Source organism: Streptomyces rimosus, assembly GCF_008704655.1.
Classification (GTDB): Bacteria; Actinomycetota; Actinomycetes; order Streptomycetales; family Streptomycetaceae; genus Streptomyces; species Streptomyces rimosus.
The window spans coordinates 2,406,442-2,422,943 of record NZ_CP023688.1 but is presented as its reverse complement, the minus strand read 5'-3'; the positions used below and the strand labels follow the sequence as shown (position 1 = coordinate 2,422,943).

General features: G+C 72.5%; 13 protein-coding genes. 10 read left to right on the top strand and 3 right to left on the bottom strand.

Features of this window, described 5'->3' with window-relative positions; all coding sequences use genetic code 11:
• Positions 1 to 44: 44 nt before the first annotated feature.
• The gene (locus CP984_RS09745; RefSeq protein ID WP_003982521.1) at positions 45 to 584 is read right to left on the bottom strand and encodes a GNAT family N-acetyltransferase; all 540 of its coding nucleotides are present in this window, start codon (positions 582 to 584) and stop codon (positions 45 to 47) included.
• 173 nt (positions 585 to 757) lie between these two features.
• Here CP984_RS09745 and CP984_RS09740 point away from each other — a divergent pair, with 173 nt between their 5' ends.
• The 6 genes from CP984_RS09740 (at position 758) to CP984_RS09715 (ending at position 8,381) form a co-directional block, all read left to right on the top strand.
• Positions 758 to 1,582, top strand: a complete 825-nt coding sequence (locus tag CP984_RS09740; protein ID WP_003982520.1) for an ABC transporter ATP-binding protein — start codon at positions 758 to 760, stop codon at positions 1,580 to 1,582.
• A gap of 3 nt (positions 1,583 to 1,585) precedes the next feature.
• Complete coding sequence (locus tag CP984_RS09735; protein WP_003982519.1) at positions 1,586 to 3,505, top strand: FtsX-like permease family protein; 1,920 nt, start codon at positions 1,586 to 1,588, stop codon at positions 3,503 to 3,505.
• A gap of 154 nt (positions 3,506 to 3,659) precedes the next feature.
• The gene (locus CP984_RS09730) at positions 3,660 to 6,227 is read left to right on the top strand and encodes a sensor histidine kinase (protein ID WP_003982518.1); all 2,568 of its coding nucleotides are present in this window, start codon (positions 3,660 to 3,662) and stop codon (positions 6,225 to 6,227) included.
• A 124-nt stretch (positions 6,228 to 6,351) separates the two neighbouring features.
• Positions 6,352 to 7,035: a response regulator gene (locus CP984_RS09725; RefSeq protein WP_003982517.1), complete on the top strand. Its 684-nt coding sequence runs from the start codon at positions 6,352 to 6,354 to the stop codon at positions 7,033 to 7,035.
• Between the two features lie 80 nt (positions 7,036 to 7,115).
• Positions 7,116 to 7,514 (top strand): OB-fold nucleic acid binding domain-containing protein, encoded by a 399-nt coding sequence (locus CP984_RS09720; RefSeq protein WP_078575270.1) that lies wholly within the window; start codon positions 7,116 to 7,118, stop codon positions 7,512 to 7,514.
• A 3-nt stretch (positions 7,515 to 7,517) separates the two neighbouring features.
• On the top strand, positions 7,518 to 8,381 hold the full coding sequence (locus CP984_RS09715; RefSeq protein WP_003982515.1) for a DUF3159 domain-containing protein: 864 nt from the start codon (positions 7,518 to 7,520) through the stop codon (positions 8,379 to 8,381).
• Positions 8,382 to 8,456: 75 nt separating this feature from the next.
• On the opposite strand, the gene CP984_RS09710 is transcribed toward CP984_RS09715, so the two are convergent.
• Entirely contained in the window at positions 8,457 to 9,125 is a 669-nt protein-coding gene (locus CP984_RS09710; protein ID WP_003982514.1) for a potassium channel family protein, read from the bottom strand.
• Positions 9,122 to 9,790 carry a potassium channel family protein gene (locus CP984_RS09705; RefSeq protein WP_003982513.1) on the bottom strand — a complete coding sequence of 223 codons (669 nt, stop codon included), beginning with the start codon at positions 9,788 to 9,790 and terminating at the stop codon, positions 9,122 to 9,124. Before CP984_RS09705 ends, CP984_RS09710 begins: the two co-directional genes overlap by 4 nt.
• 378 nt (positions 9,791 to 10,168) lie before the next feature.
• Between CP984_RS09705 and CP984_RS09700 the strand changes: the two genes are divergently transcribed.
• From CP984_RS09700 to CP984_RS09685, 4 genes are all read left to right on the top strand, one after another.
• On the top strand, positions 10,169 to 12,172 hold the full coding sequence (locus tag CP984_RS09700; protein ID WP_003982512.1) for an NAD(P)-binding protein: 2,004 nt from the start codon (positions 10,169 to 10,171) through the stop codon (positions 12,170 to 12,172).
• A gap of 162 nt (positions 12,173 to 12,334) precedes the next feature.
• The gene (locus CP984_RS09695) at positions 12,335 to 13,426 is read left to right on the top strand and encodes a PucR family transcriptional regulator (RefSeq protein WP_030185053.1); all 1,092 of its coding nucleotides are present in this window, start codon (positions 12,335 to 12,337) and stop codon (positions 13,424 to 13,426) included.
• A 210-nt stretch (positions 13,427 to 13,636) separates the two neighbouring features.
• The gene (locus CP984_RS09690) at positions 13,637 to 14,239 is read left to right on the top strand and encodes a hypothetical protein (RefSeq protein WP_003982510.1); all 603 of its coding nucleotides are present in this window, start codon (positions 13,637 to 13,639) and stop codon (positions 14,237 to 14,239) included.
• A gap of 130 nt (positions 14,240 to 14,369) precedes the next feature.
• Positions 14,370 to 16,406 carry an SPFH domain-containing protein gene (locus tag CP984_RS09685; RefSeq protein WP_003982509.1) on the top strand — a complete coding sequence of 679 codons (2,037 nt, stop codon included), beginning with the start codon at positions 14,370 to 14,372 and terminating at the stop codon, positions 16,404 to 16,406.
• Positions 16,407 to 16,502 lie beyond the last annotated feature (96 nt).

Below are 16,502 nucleotides of genomic sequence, written 5' to 3'. Positions count from 1 at the left end.
CACCGGCCCGCCCCCGTTCCCGTACGCGCGCTACCGGCCGCCTGCTACCAGACGTCCCCACTCCGCCAATCACAAGCCAAGTCCCCCGTCAGATCCAGCGGCACAGCCCCCGGCAGCACATAGATCCCGCCGTCCTCCTCCTCGGTACGCTCCAGCCCGCCCGGGGCCAGCGTGTACGAGGGGCCGCGCCACAGCTGCCAGCCCCGCGCCGCGTAGAAGTCGGCGGCCCCGTCGGACGCACTGAGGGCGCCCAGGTCGTAGGCGTCGCGTACGACCCGCTCCAGAGCCGTCATCATGGCCGCCCCATGCCCCCGCCCACGCCGGTCCGCGCGGACGCCGACCCCCTCCACGTAACCGCACCGCAGAGGCCGTCCGGCATGCACCATCTGACGCTGCACCACCGAAGCGTGCCCGATCAGCTCCTCGCCCTCCCACACCAGGGCATGCACACCACCCAGGGCATGGTCCCAGTCCTCGTCGGTCATGTCGCCTTCGAAGACGTCGTGGAGGAGGGCTTTGGCCGCGGCGCGGGTGCGGGCGTCGAGTTCGGCGGTGTGGGCGAGGAGGGGGTGTGCGTCGGTCATGGGGGGATGATCCCGGAACGGGTGGGGGAGAGCCAGTTGTTTCGTGGCGTGAAAGAGCGCACCGGCCGTGCGCAGCGCCTGCTGGGTGCGAGCCGCCGTGCTATGACGACCGGGTTTGCGCGAGGCGGGCGTTGGCCGCCGCGCGCGGTGTTCCTTGAGGAAAGAGAACGTTCGTGGACAAGCACGCAGGCTCGGCGATCTACCACCACCACGAGGACGGGGCGGCGGCCCCCAGCCGGTCCAGGGGAGACGCCGGGGCACGGCATTCCCCCTGGGCAGTGCGCCTCAACAGCGTGACCAAGTCGCACGGCAGCGGCAGAGCCGCCGTCACGGCGCTCGACGATGTCACGGCGGAGTTACCCTACGGATCGTTCACCGCCGTCATGGGCCCCTCCGGATCGGGCAAGAGCACGTTCCTGCACTGCGCTTCCGGCCTGGAACGCCCGGACCGGGGGACGGTGGAGATCGCCGGCCGGGACCTGGCCCCGCTGAACGAGCGACAACTGACCCAATTACGGCGCGAACGCGTCGGATTCGTCTTCCAGGGATTCAATCTTCTCCCGGCGCTGACGGCGGAACAGAACATCACCCTCCCGGTACGGCTGGCCGGCCGCCGCCTGCGCCTCGACACCGGCTGGCTGGAGCAACTGCTCGCCTACGTCGGCCTCACCGACCGCCGCAAGCACCGGCCCGGCGAACTGTCCGGCGGCCAGCAGCAGCGTGTGGCCATCGCCCGAGCCCTGATCACCCGTCCCGAAGTGGTATTCGCCGACGAGCCCACCGGAGCCCTGGACACCACCTCGGCACGCAACGTACTGGAACTCCTGCGCCAACTCGTGGACGAGGTCGGGCAGACGGTCCTGATGGTGACCCACGATCCGGTGGCCGCCTCGTACGCCGACGCCGTGCTGCTGTTGGCGGACGGACGCGTCACCGATGTCCTGCACCGGACGTCGGCGGAGGCCATCGCCGAGCGCATGACCCGTCTGGGAGTGTGAGCCGTGCTCCTCCCACTGGCGTGGTGGACCATCCGGTCCCGCAAAGTGTCCTTCGCCGGTTCGTTCGTCACCATGCTCTGCGCACTGGTCCTGACCACCTCCTGCGCGGTGCTGCTCGACGCCGGGGCCGGAGCGTCCCCGGCGCAGGGCGGCGCGGATGTGGTGTCCTTCGTCGTTCCGTTCGGCTTCGTCTGCCTGTTCGTCATGGCCTTCGCGGTGGCGGGCACCTTCTCCCTGTCGGTCCAGCAGCGGACGCGGGAGATCGCCCTGCTGCGCGCCATCGCCGCGACCCCCGGCCAGGTCCGCCGGCTGATCGCCTACGAAGTGCTCGTCATCACCGCTGTCGCCGCCGTCCCGGGCTGCGGACTCGGCGTGCTCCTGGCGGACGGGCTGCGGGCCTGGCTGGTGGCCCGGGGCATGATCCCGTCCGCCTTCCCGCTCGGCTTCGGCCCGGTCAGTGTGCTGACCGCCGTGCTGATCTGCTGGGTGACCGCCGAAGCGGCCGTGTGGAGCAGTGGCAGACGGGCCTCCCGGGTCCGCGCGTTGCCGGCGCTGGGCGAAGCGTCGGTGCCCCGCCGGCGCGTCGGGGCGATCCGCACCTGCCTCGGCCTGGCGGTCCTGGCGGCGGGGATCTGGGGGCTCGTGGCGATCGGCAGTTCGGGCGGCTCGGATGCCGCGAACACGGCCGTGAGCATGGTCATGGTCCTGATGGTCGCCGTCGCCCTGCTCAGCCCGTGGGTGGGCAAGCTGGCGGGAGGCGTCTTCGGAGTGCTGTGCCGGGCCCTGTTCCCCTCCATCGGGCTGCTGGTGAAGAGCAACCTCGGCAGCGGCTATCGGCGGCTGGGCGCCGCCGCGGGGCCACTGTCCCTCACGGTCGCTTTCGCGGCCGTCGCCCTGCTCGTCCCGCAGATGAAGTGGGACGAGCAGTGGCATCAGGAGCGTCAGCGGCTGGTCGCCGACGAGTTGGTACGCAGTGACGGGCCGGGCTTGCCGGTCTCTGCCGCGCACACGGCCGGTACGGTGCCGGGGGCCGGGGCCGCGGTGGGCGCCACGGGGACGTACATCACCGTGCTCACCGACAAGGACGCGCTCAAGGGCCCGTCCGGCATGGCGCAGGCCGTCACCGACGGGCCGCTGGACAAGGTCCTCGACCTGGGGGTCAGCGCTGGGAGCGTCGGCCGTCTCGGCCCGCGGGACATCGCCCTGAGTACGGACCTGGCGCAGCGCGCACACGTACGCGTCGGCGATACGGCGACGGTCTCCATGGAGGACGACCGGACGGAGAAGCTGCACGTCACGGCGGTCTACACCCGCTCCAGGGGCTTCGGCGAAGCCGTCCTCCCGCAGCGGCTGGCCGCACGGCACCTGGACGGCGAGCGGCCGCTCCTGGACGTGGTGTACGTACGTGCCGCCCCCGGCGCCCAGCGGCAGCTGGCCGACAGCCTGGCGTCCCTGCACAGGAACCAGCCGTCCTGGCAGGTGCTCGACCACGCCACGCACCGCGCCGAGGCCCTGCGCGACCGGGACGCCTCCATGACCGCCACCTATCTGCTCCTGCTGGTGGTGACGGCCTTCACCTCGATCTCGGTCGTGAACACCCTGGTGATGACCACGATGGAACGTTCCGGCGAGTTCGCGCTCCTGCGCCTGGTGGGCGCGACCCGCGGCCAGGTCGCCCGCATGATGCGCCTGGAGAACGCCGTGGTCGTCATCGCCGCGCTCCTCGTCGGGGCGGCGGTGGCCGGAGCGGTGCTCGCGGTGTTCAGCCAGGCCCTGACCGGCTCGCCGACCCCACACCTCGCGCCCGGCACCGTCGCCCTCATCCTGGGCGGCGCGGGCCTCCTCGCCCTCACAACAGGGATCGTGACCACCCGCATCGCCCTACGGCACCGCCCGGCGGCGGCCTTGCGGGGGACCGGGTAGGCCCCCACCACCCCCGCACACCCCCACCCGTATCAGAGTCCCGTAAAGACCCGCCCCCCAGCCGCCACCTGCACCTTTTGTGCCGGTGTGTGGTCGGTAGGGTCGCAGGAGGCCCAGCCCGGTGGGGGCGGGTCGGACGTAAGACAATGGGGCCATGGCACGCGGGAAGCTACGGATCTATCTCGGCGCTGCGCCGGGCGTCGGAAAGACGTACTCGATGCTGTCCGAGGCGCACCGGCGGGTGGAGCGCGGGACGGACGTCGTGGTGGCGTTCGTGGAGCATCATGACCGGCCCCGTACGGAGGTCATGCTGCACGGGCTGGAGCAGATCGAGCGGGTGGAGCTGGAGTACCGCGGCTCCGTGTTCACCGAGATGGACGTGGACGCGGTGCTGCGGCGCGACCCGGCCGTGGCGCTCGTCGACGAGCTCGCGCACACGAATGTGCCCGGCTCCCGTAACGCCAAGCGCTGGCAGGACGTCGAGGAGCTGCTGGAGGCCGGGATCGATGTGATCTCCACGGTCAACGTCCAGCACCTCGAATCGCTGGGCGACGTGGTCGAGTCGATAACGGGCGTGCGGCAGCGCGAGACGGTGCCGGACGAGATCGTCCGCCGGGCCGACCAGATCGAGCTGGTCGACATGTCGCCCGAGGCGATCCGGCGCCGGATGGCGCACGGCAACATCTACAAGCCCGACAAGGTGGACGCCGCCCTGTCGAACTACTTCCGGCCGGGCAATCTGACCGCTCTGCGGGAGCTGGCGCTGCTGTGGGTGGCCGACCGGGTGGACGAATACCTCCAGCAGTACCGCGCCGAGCACAGCGTTTCCAAGATCTGGGCGGGCCGCGAGCGCATCGTCGTCGGCCTCACCGGCGGCCCCGAGGGGCGTACGCTCATCCGCCGCGCCTCCCGTATGGCGGCCAAGGGCTCGGGCAGCGAGGTGCTCGCCGTCTACATAGCGCGCAGCGACGGGCTGACCTCGGCCTCGCCCAAGGAGCTCGCCGTACAGCGCACCCTCGTCGAGGACCTCGGCGGGACGTTCCACCACGTCATAGGCGACGACATACCGAACGCGCTGCTGGAGTTCGCGCGCGGCGTCAACGCCACCCAGATCGTGCTGGGCTCCAGCCGCCGCAAGGCGTGGCAGTACGTCTTCGGGCCGGGCGTCGGTGCCACCGTGGCCCGCGATTCCGGGCCCGACCTGGACGTGCACATCGTCACCCACGACGAGGTCGCCAAGGGGCGCGGTCTGCCCGTCGCGCGCGGGGCCCGGCTGGGCCGGGCCCGGATCATCGCCGGCTGGCTGCTGGGCGTGGCAGGGCCGGTCCTGCTGTCGCTGTTGCTCGCCGCCCTCGACAACGGCCCGGGCCTGGCCAACGACGTCCTGCTCTTCCTCTTCCTGACCGTCGCCGCCGCGCTGATCGGCGGGCTTCTGCCGGCGCTGGCCGCCGCGGCGGTCGGCTCGCTGCTGCTGAACTTCTACTTCACCCCGCCCACTCACTCGATCACCATCGCCGATCCCAAGAACATCGTCGCGATCGTGATCTTCTTCGCGGTCGCCGTCTCGGTCGCCTCCGTGGTCGACCTGGCCGCCCGCCGGACCCACCAGGCGGCGCGGCTGCGCGCCGAGTCGGAGATCCTCTCCTTCCTGGCGGGCAGCGTGCTGCGCGGCGAGACGACGCTGGACGCGCTGCTGGAGCGGGTACGGGAGACCTTCGGCATGGAGTCGGTCGCGCTGCTGGAGCGCACCGGCGACGTGGCCCCGTGGACCTGCGCGGGCCGCGTCGGCGGCACCGCGGAGGGCGACCCGAAGGCCAAGCCGCTCATGCGGCCCGAGGACGCGGACGTGGACATGCCGGTCGGCGACCATATGGCGCTGGCCCTGACCGGCCGGGTACTGCCCGCCGAGGACCGCCGCGTGCTGGCCGCCTTCGCCGCGCAGGCCGCCGTCGTACTGGACCGCCAGCGGCTGGTCGGCGAGGCGGAGCGGGCCCGCGAGCTGGCCGAGGGCAACCGCATCCGTACGGCGCTGCTGGCCGCGGTCAGCCACGATCTGCGGACGCCGCTGGCGAGCATCAAGGCATCGGTGACCTCGCTGCGCTCCGACGACGTGGCCTGGTCCGAGGACGACGAGGCGGAGCTGCTGGCGGGCATCGAGGCCGGCGCGGACCGGCTGGACCACCTGGTGGGCAACCTGCTGGACATGTCCCGTCTGCAGACCGGCACGGTCACCCCGCTGATCCGCGACATCGACCTGGACGAGGTGGTGCCGATGGCGCTCGGCGGCGTCCCCGAGGGCAGCGTCACCCTGGACATCCCCGAGGAGCTGCCGATCGTCGCCGTCGACCCGGGGCTGCTGGAGCGCTGCGTGGCGAACCTCGTGGAGAACGGCGTCAAGTACAGCCCGGACGGCGAACGCGTCCTGGTCTCCGCGAGCGCTCTCGGCGACCGCGTCGAGCTGCGCATCGCCGACCGCGGCCCCGGCGTGCCGGACAGCGCCAAGGACCGTATCTTCGAGCCGTTCCAGCGCTACGGGGACGCGCCCCGCGGCGCGGGCGTGGGCCTGGGGCTGGCCGTCGCCCGCGGCTTCGCGGAGGCGATGGGCGGCACGCTCGCCGCCGAGGACACCCCCGGCGGCGGTATGACCATGGTCCTCACGCTGCGTGCCGCGGCCGGCCGCCCGCCGGTACGGCCCGACCTCCCGGCCCAGGCGACGACGTGAGCGCGCGCCCCGCCGACCCCGGAGCGGCCCCGCACGGGCCGCTCCCCGGCCCCCTGGAGCCGCCCTCCAGCCGACACCGCGCGGGCACGGCCCGGCGGGTTTCCCCACCACGAGGAGAACGACAGTGAACCGGGTGCTTGTGGTCGATGACGAGCCGCAGATCGTACGGGCCCTCGTGATCAACCTGAAGGCGCGCAAGTACGAGGTCGACGCGGCCCCCGACGGGGCCACCGCCCTCAAGCTGGCCGCCGCCCGCCACCCCGACGTCATCGTCCTGGACCTGGGCCTGCCCGACATGGACGGCGTCGAGGTGATCAAGGGCCTGCGGGGCTGGACCCGGGTGCCGATCCTGGTGCTCTCCGCCCGGCAGACCTCGGACGAGAAGGTCGAGGCGCTGGACGCCGGGGCGGACGACTACGTCACCAAGCCCTTCGGGATGGACGAGCTGCTGGCCCGGCTGCGGGCCGCGGTGCGCCGGGCCGAGCCGACCGGGCCCGCCGACGACGCGGTGGTCGTGGAGACCGAGGGGTTCACCGTCGACCTGGCCGCCAAGAAGGTCAACCGCGGCGGCCGGGACGTACGCCTTACGCCGACCGAGTGGCATCTCCTGGAGGTCCTGGTCCGCAATACGGGACGTCTCGTCAGCCAGAAACAGCTCCTCCAGGAGGTTTGGGGACCGTCGTACGGCACCGAGACCAACTACCTGCGCGTCTACATGGCCCAGCTGCGCCGCAAGCTGGAGAGCGACCCCTCGCACCCCCGGCACTTCGTCACCGAGCCCGGCATGGGCTATCGCTTCGAGCAGTGACCGCTGCCGCGCGCCGGACGGGCCGTACGGCGCGCTCCGCGGCCGTGATCCCGGGCCCCGTACACCGGTACGCTGGGCCCATGAGTGCTGGGACCCGATCCGAGAAGCCGGCAGGCCGGTTCCGCCGGATGCTCGACAGGCTGTCCTCCTCCGAGGAGGAGCTGGAGTCGGCCGAGCTGCGGCAGGACGCCGAGGACACCGGCTGTACCCGCATCTGCGACTGTGACGACCGGCAGATAGTCAAGGTCACCGGCACCCTGCGGCATGTGACGCTGCGGCCGCGCGCCGGTGTGCCCGCCCTGGAGGCGGAGCTGTTCGACGGCTCCGCCGCGCTGGACGTGGTGTGGCTGGGCCGGCGCGCGATCACCGGCATTGAGCCGGGCCGCAAGCTCATCGCCTCGGGCCGGATCTCCATGAGCCACGGACGCCGGGTGCTGTTCAATCCGAAATACGAACTCCGACCACTCGGACAGGAGTAGCCGGTGACGTCTGACGACCGATCCACGCGAACCACCGGACCGGCCGACGGGCCGGTCCAGGAGCAGGACGGCGCCGCCGACGGCAGAGCCGTCACCGAGGCGGCCCTCTTCGAGGCGTTCGGCGGCGTACGCGGCATGGTGGAAACCGTGGTGCCGGGTCTGCTGTTCGTCACGATCTTCACGGTCAACAAGGACCTGCACATCTCCGCGATCGCCGCGCTGGCGGTCTCGCTGGTGCTGGCCGCCGCCCGCCTGGTCCGCAAGGACACCGTCAAGCACGCCTTCAGCGGCGTCTTCGGGGTGGCCTTCGGCGTGGTCTTCGCGATGATGACCAACAACGCCAAGGACTTCTACCTGCCCGGCATGCTCTACACGCTGGGCCTGGGCGTCGCCTACATCGTCACCACGCTGGCCGGCGCGCCGCTGATCGGCCTGATCCTGGGGCCGGTGTTCAAGGAGAACCTCTCCTGGCGCACCCGCAACCCGGGCCGCAAGAAGGCCTACGCCAAGGCCAGCTGGGCCTGGGGCCTGATCCTGCTGGCCAAGTGCGCGATCCTCTTCCCGCTGTACTGGTGGGCGGACACCACCCACCTCGGCTGGGTGCTGATCGCGCTGAAGATCCCGCCGTTCCTGCTGGCGGTCTGGCTCACCTGGGTCTTCCTGGCCAAGGCGCCGGCGCCGATCGATGTCTTCGCGGAGATGGAGGCCAAGGAGAAGGCCGAGGAGGAGGCGAAGGCGGAGCGGGAGCGCGCGGCGCGGGAGAACGACGTCCTGGACGGGGTGGCCGCGGACCTCGCCAAGGACATCACGCCGCAGGCGCTGGCCGCCGAGCCGCCGGGCCGGACGGCGCCCCGGCACCGCCGCTGAGCACCGGGCCGTACATACGGCGGAGGGCCGGGAACCACACGGTTCCCGGCCCTCCGCCGTGTCCACGGCCCGCCGTCACGCCTCGCGGCGCACCGACAGCAGGTCCTCCAGCTGCTCCTCACGCGACTGGGCCGCGACGAACAGCAGCTCGTCGCCCGCCTCCAGCGCGTCCTCCTTGTTCGGCGTGAGCACCCGGTTGCCGCGGATGATCGTGACCAGCGAGGTGTCCTCGGGCCACTGGACATCACCGACCCGGGTACCGGCCAGCGCCGCCTCCGGCGGCAGCGTCAGCTCCACCAGGTTGGCGTCGCCGTGGCTGAAGCGCAGCAGCCGTACGAGATCGCCGACGCTCACCGCCTCCTCGACCAGCGCCGACATCAGGCGCGGCGTGGAGACCGCGACGTCCACGCCCCACGCCTCGTTGAACAGCCACTCGTTCTTGGGGTTGTTCACCCGGGCCACCACCCGCGGCACGCCGTACTCGGTCTTGGCGAGCAGCGAGACGACCAGGTTGACCTTGTCGTCGCCGGTCGCCGCGATGACGACGTTGCAGCGCTGCAGCGCGGCCTCGTCCAGCGAGGTGATCTCGCAGGCGTCGGCCAGCAGCCACTCCGCCAGCGGCACCCGCTCGACCGAGATCGCCGTCGGCGCCTTGTCGATGAGCAGGATCTCGTGGCCATTCTCCAGCAGCTCGCCCGCGATGGACCGCCCCACCGCGCCCGCGCCCGCGATCGCGACCCTCATGCGTGCGCCTCCTCGGGCCCTTCGGCGAACACCGCTTCCACCTTCTCGACCTCGTCGGTGCGCATCATCACGTGCACCAGGTCGCCTTCTTGCAACACGGTCTGCGAGGTCGGCAGCATCGCCTCGCCCAGGCGGGTGAGGAAGGCGACACGGACGCCGGTCTCCTCCTGCAGCCTGCTGATCTTGTGGCCCACCCAGGCCGGCGAGGTGTGCACCTCGGCCAGCTGGACGCCGCCGCTCGGGTCGCGCCACAGCGGTTCGGCCTCCGAGGGCAGCAGCCGGCGCAGCATCTGATCGGCGGTCCAGCGCACGGTGGCCACCGTCGGGATGCCGAGGCGCTGGTAGACCTCGGCGCGGCGCGGGTCGTAGATGCGCGCCGCCACGTTCTCCACGCCGAACATCTCGCGGGCCACCCGGGCCGCGATGATGTTGGAGTTGTCGCCGCTGCTGACGGCGGCGAAGGCACCCGCCTCCTCGATCCCGGCCTCGCGCAGCGTGTCCTGGTCGAAGCCGACCCCGGTCACGCGGCGGCCGCCGAAGGCGGAGCCCAGCCGGCGGAAGGCGGTGGGGTCCTGGTCGACCACCGCGATCGTATGACCCTGGCTCTCCAGGGTCTGTGCGAGCGCGGAACCCACCCGCCCGCACCCCATGATGACGATGTGCATCGGCCCCTACCTCGCACCTTTCCCTGTGCTGTGACGCCGGCTGCTTTCGTACCTGGCGTGTTCGGCGACCACGCTACCTGCCATGGGAGCCGGTGCGGCCACGCGGTTCGCCCGCACGGCCGTCTTGGGCGTTAAGAACGCGACAAGAGAGCATAAGCTTCGGGTAAGTTTCCTTGCGGTACGCAGGGGAATCTGCTCGGCGATCATGGCCACGGAGGTCCCGCACGGTGCCCGGCGTGTCCGGGGCCGGCCCCCTTCGCCCAGATCAGAGGCCCGCGGCCGGTCGCGATCAGGTGCGTACGGGCCGCTCCGTACGGCACGCTGAGCCTCGTGTCCACCGCGTCTCAGCAGCCCCGACCCAGCGAAGCCGCCCCCCATATGGTCGTCTGCGGCGACGACGCCCTCGCGCGCCGCCTCGCCGCCGAACTCAAGGACGTGTACCGGGAGCGGGTCACCCTCGTGGTCCCCTCCGCCAGGGAACCGCACCGGCCCCGCATCCCGCCGCCGCCCGGACCCCTGGGCCGGGCCCAGGCGCTGCTCGGCCGGGTCTCCACCGTCATGGTCCGTACGCCGGCCGGCCCGCCCGGCGAACCCGGGGGCGCCGAGGAGCCGCCCGACGAGCCCATACGGGTCCTGGAGGCGCCGGAGGCCGACGACGCCACGCTGGCCGAGGCGGGCATCGCCACCGCGAACGCGCTCGCGCTGGTCTACGACGATGACGAGACCAACATCCACGCCGCGCTGCGCGCCCGGCGCCTGAATCCGCGGTTGCGGCTGGTGATCCGGCTCTACAACCGCAAACTCGGCCAGTACCTGGAGCAGTTGCTCGACCAGGCCGCGGCCGTCGGCGCCCTGGACACCGAGGGCGCCGACGCGTCCACCACGGTGCTGTCCGACGCCGACACCGTGGCGCCCGCCCTGGCGGCCACCGCCGTGGCAGGCACCAGCAAGGTCATCGAGGCAGACGGCCTGCTGCTGCGTGCCGTGGAGCGCGGCCCCGCCCAGGCCGCCGTCCCCGGACTGTGCCCGCTCGCCGTCCTGTCCGCGACAGCGGACCTGCCTTCCGACACCGACCCCGGCCGTACGGACGAGGGCCCCGCCGCCGACGAAGGCCCCGAGCTTCTTCCGGACGAGGCCACTGCCATGGCGGCCACCGGGCGCGGCTCCGTCGTCCTGGAAACCGTCACCTACCCGGGCCGCCAGCAGCGCCCCGGCGGCCGGGGCGACCGTGAGCGCCAGGCACGACATGGCGGCGTGGGTGCCCTATGGCGCAGGGTCAGCCTGCGCGGCCGGGGCGTGCCGCTGGGCTCCTTCTTCTCGCGCAGGCTGCGCTGGTCGCTGGCCGGCGTCGTCGGCGCGGTCCTCGCGCTGGCCGTCGCCTCCTCCGTAACCACCGGCGACTCCCCGGTGCACGCCGCCTACCTTTCGCTCCTCGACCTCTTCGCCATCAACGAACCGGCCCTCGGCGAGCCGGTCTCCCGCAAGGTGCTGCAACTCCTGTCCGGGCTCACCGGGTTGCTGCTGCTGCCGGTCCTGGTGGCCGCCGCACTGGAAGGTCTCGGCACCTTCCGCAACGCCTCCGCGCTGCGCCGGCCGCCGCGCGGACTGTCCGGGCACGTGGTGCTGCTGGGGCTCGGCAAGGTCGGTACGCGGGTGCTGGCCCAGCTGCATGAGCTGGGCATCCCCGTGGTGTGTGTGGAAGCCGACCCGGAGGCACGCGGCATTGCGCTGGCGCGCCGGCTGCGGGTGCCGACGGTGGTGGGGGACGTCACGCACGAAGGCGTACTGGAGGCCGCGAAAATCCAGCGTGCCCACGCCCTCCTCGCCCTCACCAGCGAGGACACCACCAATCTGGAGGCGGCGCTGTACGCCCGCTCGGTCAAGCCCCGGCTCCGGGTGACGCTGCGCCTGTTCGACGACCGCTTCGCCACCGCCGTCTACCGCACGCTGCGCGCCGCGTACCCCCAGGCGCGTACCCGCAGCCGCAGCGTCAGCTTCCTGGCCGCGCCCGCCTTCGCCGGCGCGATGATGGGGCGGCAGATCCTCGGCGCCATCCCCGTCGAGCGGCGGGTCCTGCTCGTCGCCCGGGTGGAGGCGCGCGGCCACGCCGCCCTGGAGGGGCGCCGGATCGCCGACGTCTTCCGGCCCGGCATGCTGCGTGTCCTGGCCGTGGACACCTCGGTGCCCGACGACGCGCCGGACTCCGCGCCCGCCGCCCCGGAAGCGCCGGAGCGCGGCCGGGCCCAGCTGGTACGGGAACTGGGCGACGCGTACACACTGCGCCCCCAGGACCGCGTCCTGCTGGTGGCGACCCGCCAGGGGCTCGGCGAGCTGATCTCGAGGCGCCCGTGTACGGCCGGTGCGGCGCTGCAGGACGCATAGCGATACGGGCAGGATCGTGCGGAACATACCGCTATGGGGCGCCGCTCCTGCACCGTACCGATTCCGGCCGCCCCCGCCCCGTCCGGCAGGATGGACCCGCCCCGAAGGCCGGGGCCGGTGAAGGCGCGGCGGCGAGGAGAGCGGACGGTGCAGCACGGCGGGATGTCCCCGGAGTTCCTGGAGGGGTACACCACGCTCCTCGCCGAGGTCTCGGACACCGGGCGGCTGCCCCGGCGCGCGGAGCTGGACGCGCTGCGCGAAGTGGGGGAGCGGGCCGCCGAGTCGGGGCACGGGCTGCGCGAGGCGGTCGGGCTCTTCCTCGGGGAGACGCGGCGGGTGTGGGGCACGCTGCCGGGGGTCGCGCGGGCCGCGGGCGCCGCGGAGCGGGTCCGTACCGGCGACGCCGTGCTGGGGGCGGTGGACGCCGCGATCGCCGCGTTCGGCGAGGGCCACGAACGCGCGCAGCGGCTCGCCGTACGCCAGGAGGAGGCCGAGCGACGGGAGTTCGTCGACGACCTGCTGTACGGGCGCAGCGACCTGGGCCGGCTGGCCGAGCGCGCCGAACGGTTCGGGCTGCGGCTGGCCCACGAGCACGCGGTCGCGGTGGCCGAGGGGGACGAGCCCTTCGACGACATCCATCCGGTCGCCCGCCGGGTCGAACGCGAACTGCTCGGCCGGTTCGGCGACCGCGATGTGCTGATCACCACCAAGGAGGGTCGGCTGATCTGCGTCGGCGCGAGCCGCGAACGCACCGTGCTGGACGCCTTCGCCACCTACGCGCGCTGGCCCGACGTGGGCCGTCCCGGCGCCCGGCGGGTGGCCCTCGGGCGGCCGCACTCCGGCGCCGGCGGCGTGGTCCGCTCGTACGAGGAGGCCCTCGGCGCGCTGGAGCTGGCCGAGCAGCTGGACCTGGACGAACCGGTGCTGCGCGCCGCCGACCTGCTGGTCTTCCCGGTGCTGCTGCGCGACCGGGCGGCCATGGCCGACCTCGTCCGTACGGTCCTCGGCCCGCTGACGCAGTCGCGCGGCGGCGCCGGGCCGCTGCTGGAGACGATCGGGGCGCTCGCGGCCTCCGGATACGTCAACGCCGAGGCCGCCCGCCGCCTGAAGGTGAGCGTGCGCACCCTGTCGTACCGCCTGGAGCGCATCAAGTTCCTGACCGGCTACGACCCGTCCGACGGCCTCCAGCGCTTCACCCTGGAAACGGCGGCGATGGGCGCGCGGCTGCTCGGCTGGCCGGACAAGCCGCTGTAGAGCGCCGGGGAGCGGGCCGCAACGGCCCGCCCAGGGCGGAATCCGGTCGCGACCACCTACCCTCCGGCCGCCCCGGACGGCAAGACCGCTGCCCGTTAACAGGACATCAGGAACGCGTAAAGATTGCCGGAATCCGGCAATGTGCCGCACCCCCTCCCCTTGCCACCATCAAGGAACCGGCAGGAACACACGAACGGGGGACGGACGGCCATGGGCGACTTCGGGGCATTCACACGGGCCGCGCTCGCCTTCCCGGCCGTCCTGTTCACCTTCGCGCTGCTGGTGGTGGCCGCCTACTGGCTGCTGGTGCTGGCCGGCGGGGCAGGCGTCGACATCCTCGACGGGGGTGAGGGTGTCGACGGCGGCTCCGCCGGCGCCGCCGGACTGCCCGTGACGGTCACCCTCTCGCTCGGCGTCCTGATCGCCTGGACCATCACCCTGACCGGCGCCGCGCTGACCGAGAGCCCCCGGCTGCGCGCCGCCGCACTGGGCCTCGCGCTGTGCGCCGCCTGGATCGGCGCCCGCGCCGCGGCGCGCCTCGCCCGCCGCCTGCTGCCCCCTGAACGGGTCGCCTCCCGCGACGACTTCGTCGGCCGGGTGTGCGTGATCCGCACCGGCCGGGTCACCGCCGACTTCGGCCAGGCCGAGGTGCGCGCCGACGACGGATCGACGGCCGTGGTCCAGGTCCGTACGCAGGAGAGCGGCCTCACCGCCGGCAGCAGCGCGCTGATCTTCGATTACGACGCCGACGGCGAATTCTTCCGGGTCGCGCCTTTCGACGCCGCCCTGGACCCGCACGGCGCGGGCGCCTGAGCGCCGACCGGGAACCCGTACGGCCCGGCCGTACGGACGCCGACCGACCACCGACCGGAGCGCGCCGCGGCTCCGACCGCGCCGCCGCGCCCGTCGAACTCCCCGACACCATGCAGGGATTGATTCACCGATGGATGCCATCACCGTAGGAATCGGCGTGACCGTCGCCGTGGCCGTGCTCATCGTGTTCGTCACGGTGCTCGCGCTGACCCGGCTCTACCGCAAGGTCCACCAGGGCCAGGCCCTGATCGTCTCCAAGTACCGCAAGGTCGATGTGACCTTCACCGGCTCGGTGGTGCTGCCGGTGCTGCACAAGGCCGAGGTGATGGACATCTCGGTGAAGACCATCGAGATCGGCCGCACCGGCCACGAGGGCCTGATCTGCCGGGACAACATCCGCGCCGACATCCGCATCGCGTTCTTCGTCCGCGTCAACAAGACCCGCGAGGACGTGGTCAAGGTCGCCCAGGCCATCGGCACCGAACGGGCCAGCGATGTGAGCACGCTGCAGGAGCTGTTCAACGCCAAGTTCTCCGAGGCCCTCAAGACGGTCGGCAAGCAGCTCGACTTCCAGGACCTCTACACCAAGCGGGACGAGTTCCGGGACCGGATCATCGCCGTCATCGGCACCGACCTCAACGGCTACAGCCTGGAGGACGCGGCCATCGACTACCTGGAGCAAACCCCGCTGGACCAGCTCGACACCGCCAATATTCTCGACGCGCAGGGCATCCGCAAGATCACCGAGCTGACCGCGATCGAGCATGTGCGCACCAACGAGTACCGGCGCAACGAGGAGAAGGAGATCACCCGGCAGAACGTCGACGCCCGGGAGGCCGTACTGGAGCTGGAGCGCCGGCAGGCCGACGCGGAGATCCGCCAGCAGCGCGAGATCGCCACCGTACGCGCCAAGGAGGAGGCAGAGACGGCCCGTGTGCAGGCCGAGGAGCGGCTGCGCTCGCACTCCGCGCACCTCAGGACGGAAGAGGCACTGGGCATCCAGAACGAGAACCGCGAACGGGAGATCGCGGTGGCCCGGAAGAACCGCGAGCGGGTCATCGCCATCGAGAACGAGCGCATCGAGAAGGACCGCCTCCTGGAGGTCATCGCCCGCGAGCGGGAGACCCAGCTGACCCGGATCGCCGCCGACAAGGAGGTCGAGGCCGAGAAGCGGGAGATCGCGGACGTCGTACGGGAGCGGATCGCGGTCGAGAAGACCGTCGCCGCGCAGGAGGAGGAGATCAAGAAGCTCCGTACGGTCGAGGAGGCCGAGCGGGAGCGCCAGGCGATGATCATCCGCGCCGAGGCCGAGGCGCAGCAGCGGCTGGTCAAGGACATCAAGGCGGCCGAGGCCGCCGAGCAGGCGGCCACGCACCGCGCGGCGGAGGAACTGGCCCTGGCCGAGGGCCGCCGCAAGGCCGCCGACCTGGACGCCCAGGCCAAGATCCGGCTCGCCGAGGGCACCCAGGCCAAGATCCGGCTCGCCGAGGGCACCCAGGCCGAGGCGGCCGCCGCCGGACTGGCCGAGGTGAAGGTACGCGAGATGAACGCGGCCGCCGTCGAGAAGGCCGGCCGGGCCGAGGCGGAGGCGGCCGAGGCGCTGCTCAGGGCCGAGGCGGCCGGCCTCACCGAGAAGGCCGCGGCGATGGCCGCGCTGGACGCGGCGAGCCGGGAGCACGAGGAGTACCGGCTGCGGGTGGCCGCCGACAAGGAGGTCCGCCTCGCGGGCCTGGACGCCCAGCGGCAGATCGCCGAGGTCCAGGCGAAGGTGCTGGCCACCGGCCTGGAGAACGCGAAGATCGACATCGTCGGCGGGGACAGCGTTTTCTTCGACCGGCTGGTCGGCTCGATCGGCGCCGCCAAGGGACTGGACGCGCTGGTCGAACGCTCCGAGACGGTCCGCACGGCCGCCGGACCGTGGCTGGACAAGAACAACTCCACCTTCACCAAGGACCTGACCACCATGCTCGGCGGACTCGGCGCGGCCGGCCTGCGCGACCTGACGCTGGCAGGAGCCCTGACCAAGCTCATCGACCGCGGCGGCCCGCAGTCCGGCCGGCTCCAGAACCTGCTGGACGCCGCCCATGCCAACGGGCTGGCGGACACCCGGATCGGCGAGGTGGCGGCGGAGTCGTCGGTCAATGGTGCGGTGGTGGCGGGGGCGTAGCGGGGGGCCGCGTGCGGGGCGGGGTGGCGCCCCATGCGCGGTGTCGACAGGTGGTGCCGGTACGGGGGGTGGCGTGCGCGTGCGGAATGTGGCGGG

Excerpts from the sequence above, each read along its gene's own strand:
- CP984_RS09745 (WP_003982521.1), bottom strand. The coding sequence starts at position 584 with ATGACCGACGCACACCCCCTCCTCGCCCACACCGCCGAACTCGACGCC.
- CP984_RS09730 (WP_003982518.1), top strand. The coding sequence starts at position 3,660 with ATGGCACGCGGGAAGCTACGGATCTATCTCGGCGCTGCGCCGGGCGTC.
- CP984_RS09720 (WP_078575270.1), top strand. The coding sequence starts at position 7,116 with ATGAGTGCTGGGACCCGATCCGAGAAGCCGGCAGGCCGGTTCCGCCGG.
- CP984_RS09710 (WP_003982514.1), bottom strand. The coding sequence starts at position 9,125 with ATGAGGGTCGCGATCGCGGGCGCGGGCGCGGTGGGGCGGTCCATCGCG.
- CP984_RS09705 (WP_003982513.1), bottom strand. The coding sequence starts at position 9,790 with ATGCACATCGTCATCATGGGGTGCGGGCGGGTGGGTTCCGCGCTCGCA.
- CP984_RS09700 (WP_003982512.1), top strand. The coding sequence starts at position 10,169 with ATGGTCGTCTGCGGCGACGACGCCCTCGCGCGCCGCCTCGCCGCCGAA.
- CP984_RS09695 (WP_030185053.1), top strand. The coding sequence starts at position 12,335 with ATGTCCCCGGAGTTCCTGGAGGGGTACACCACGCTCCTCGCCGAGGTC.
- CP984_RS09690 (WP_003982510.1), top strand. The coding sequence starts at position 13,637 with ATGGGCGACTTCGGGGCATTCACACGGGCCGCGCTCGCCTTCCCGGCC.
- CP984_RS09685 (WP_003982509.1), top strand. The coding sequence starts at position 14,370 with ATGGATGCCATCACCGTAGGAATCGGCGTGACCGTCGCCGTGGCCGTG.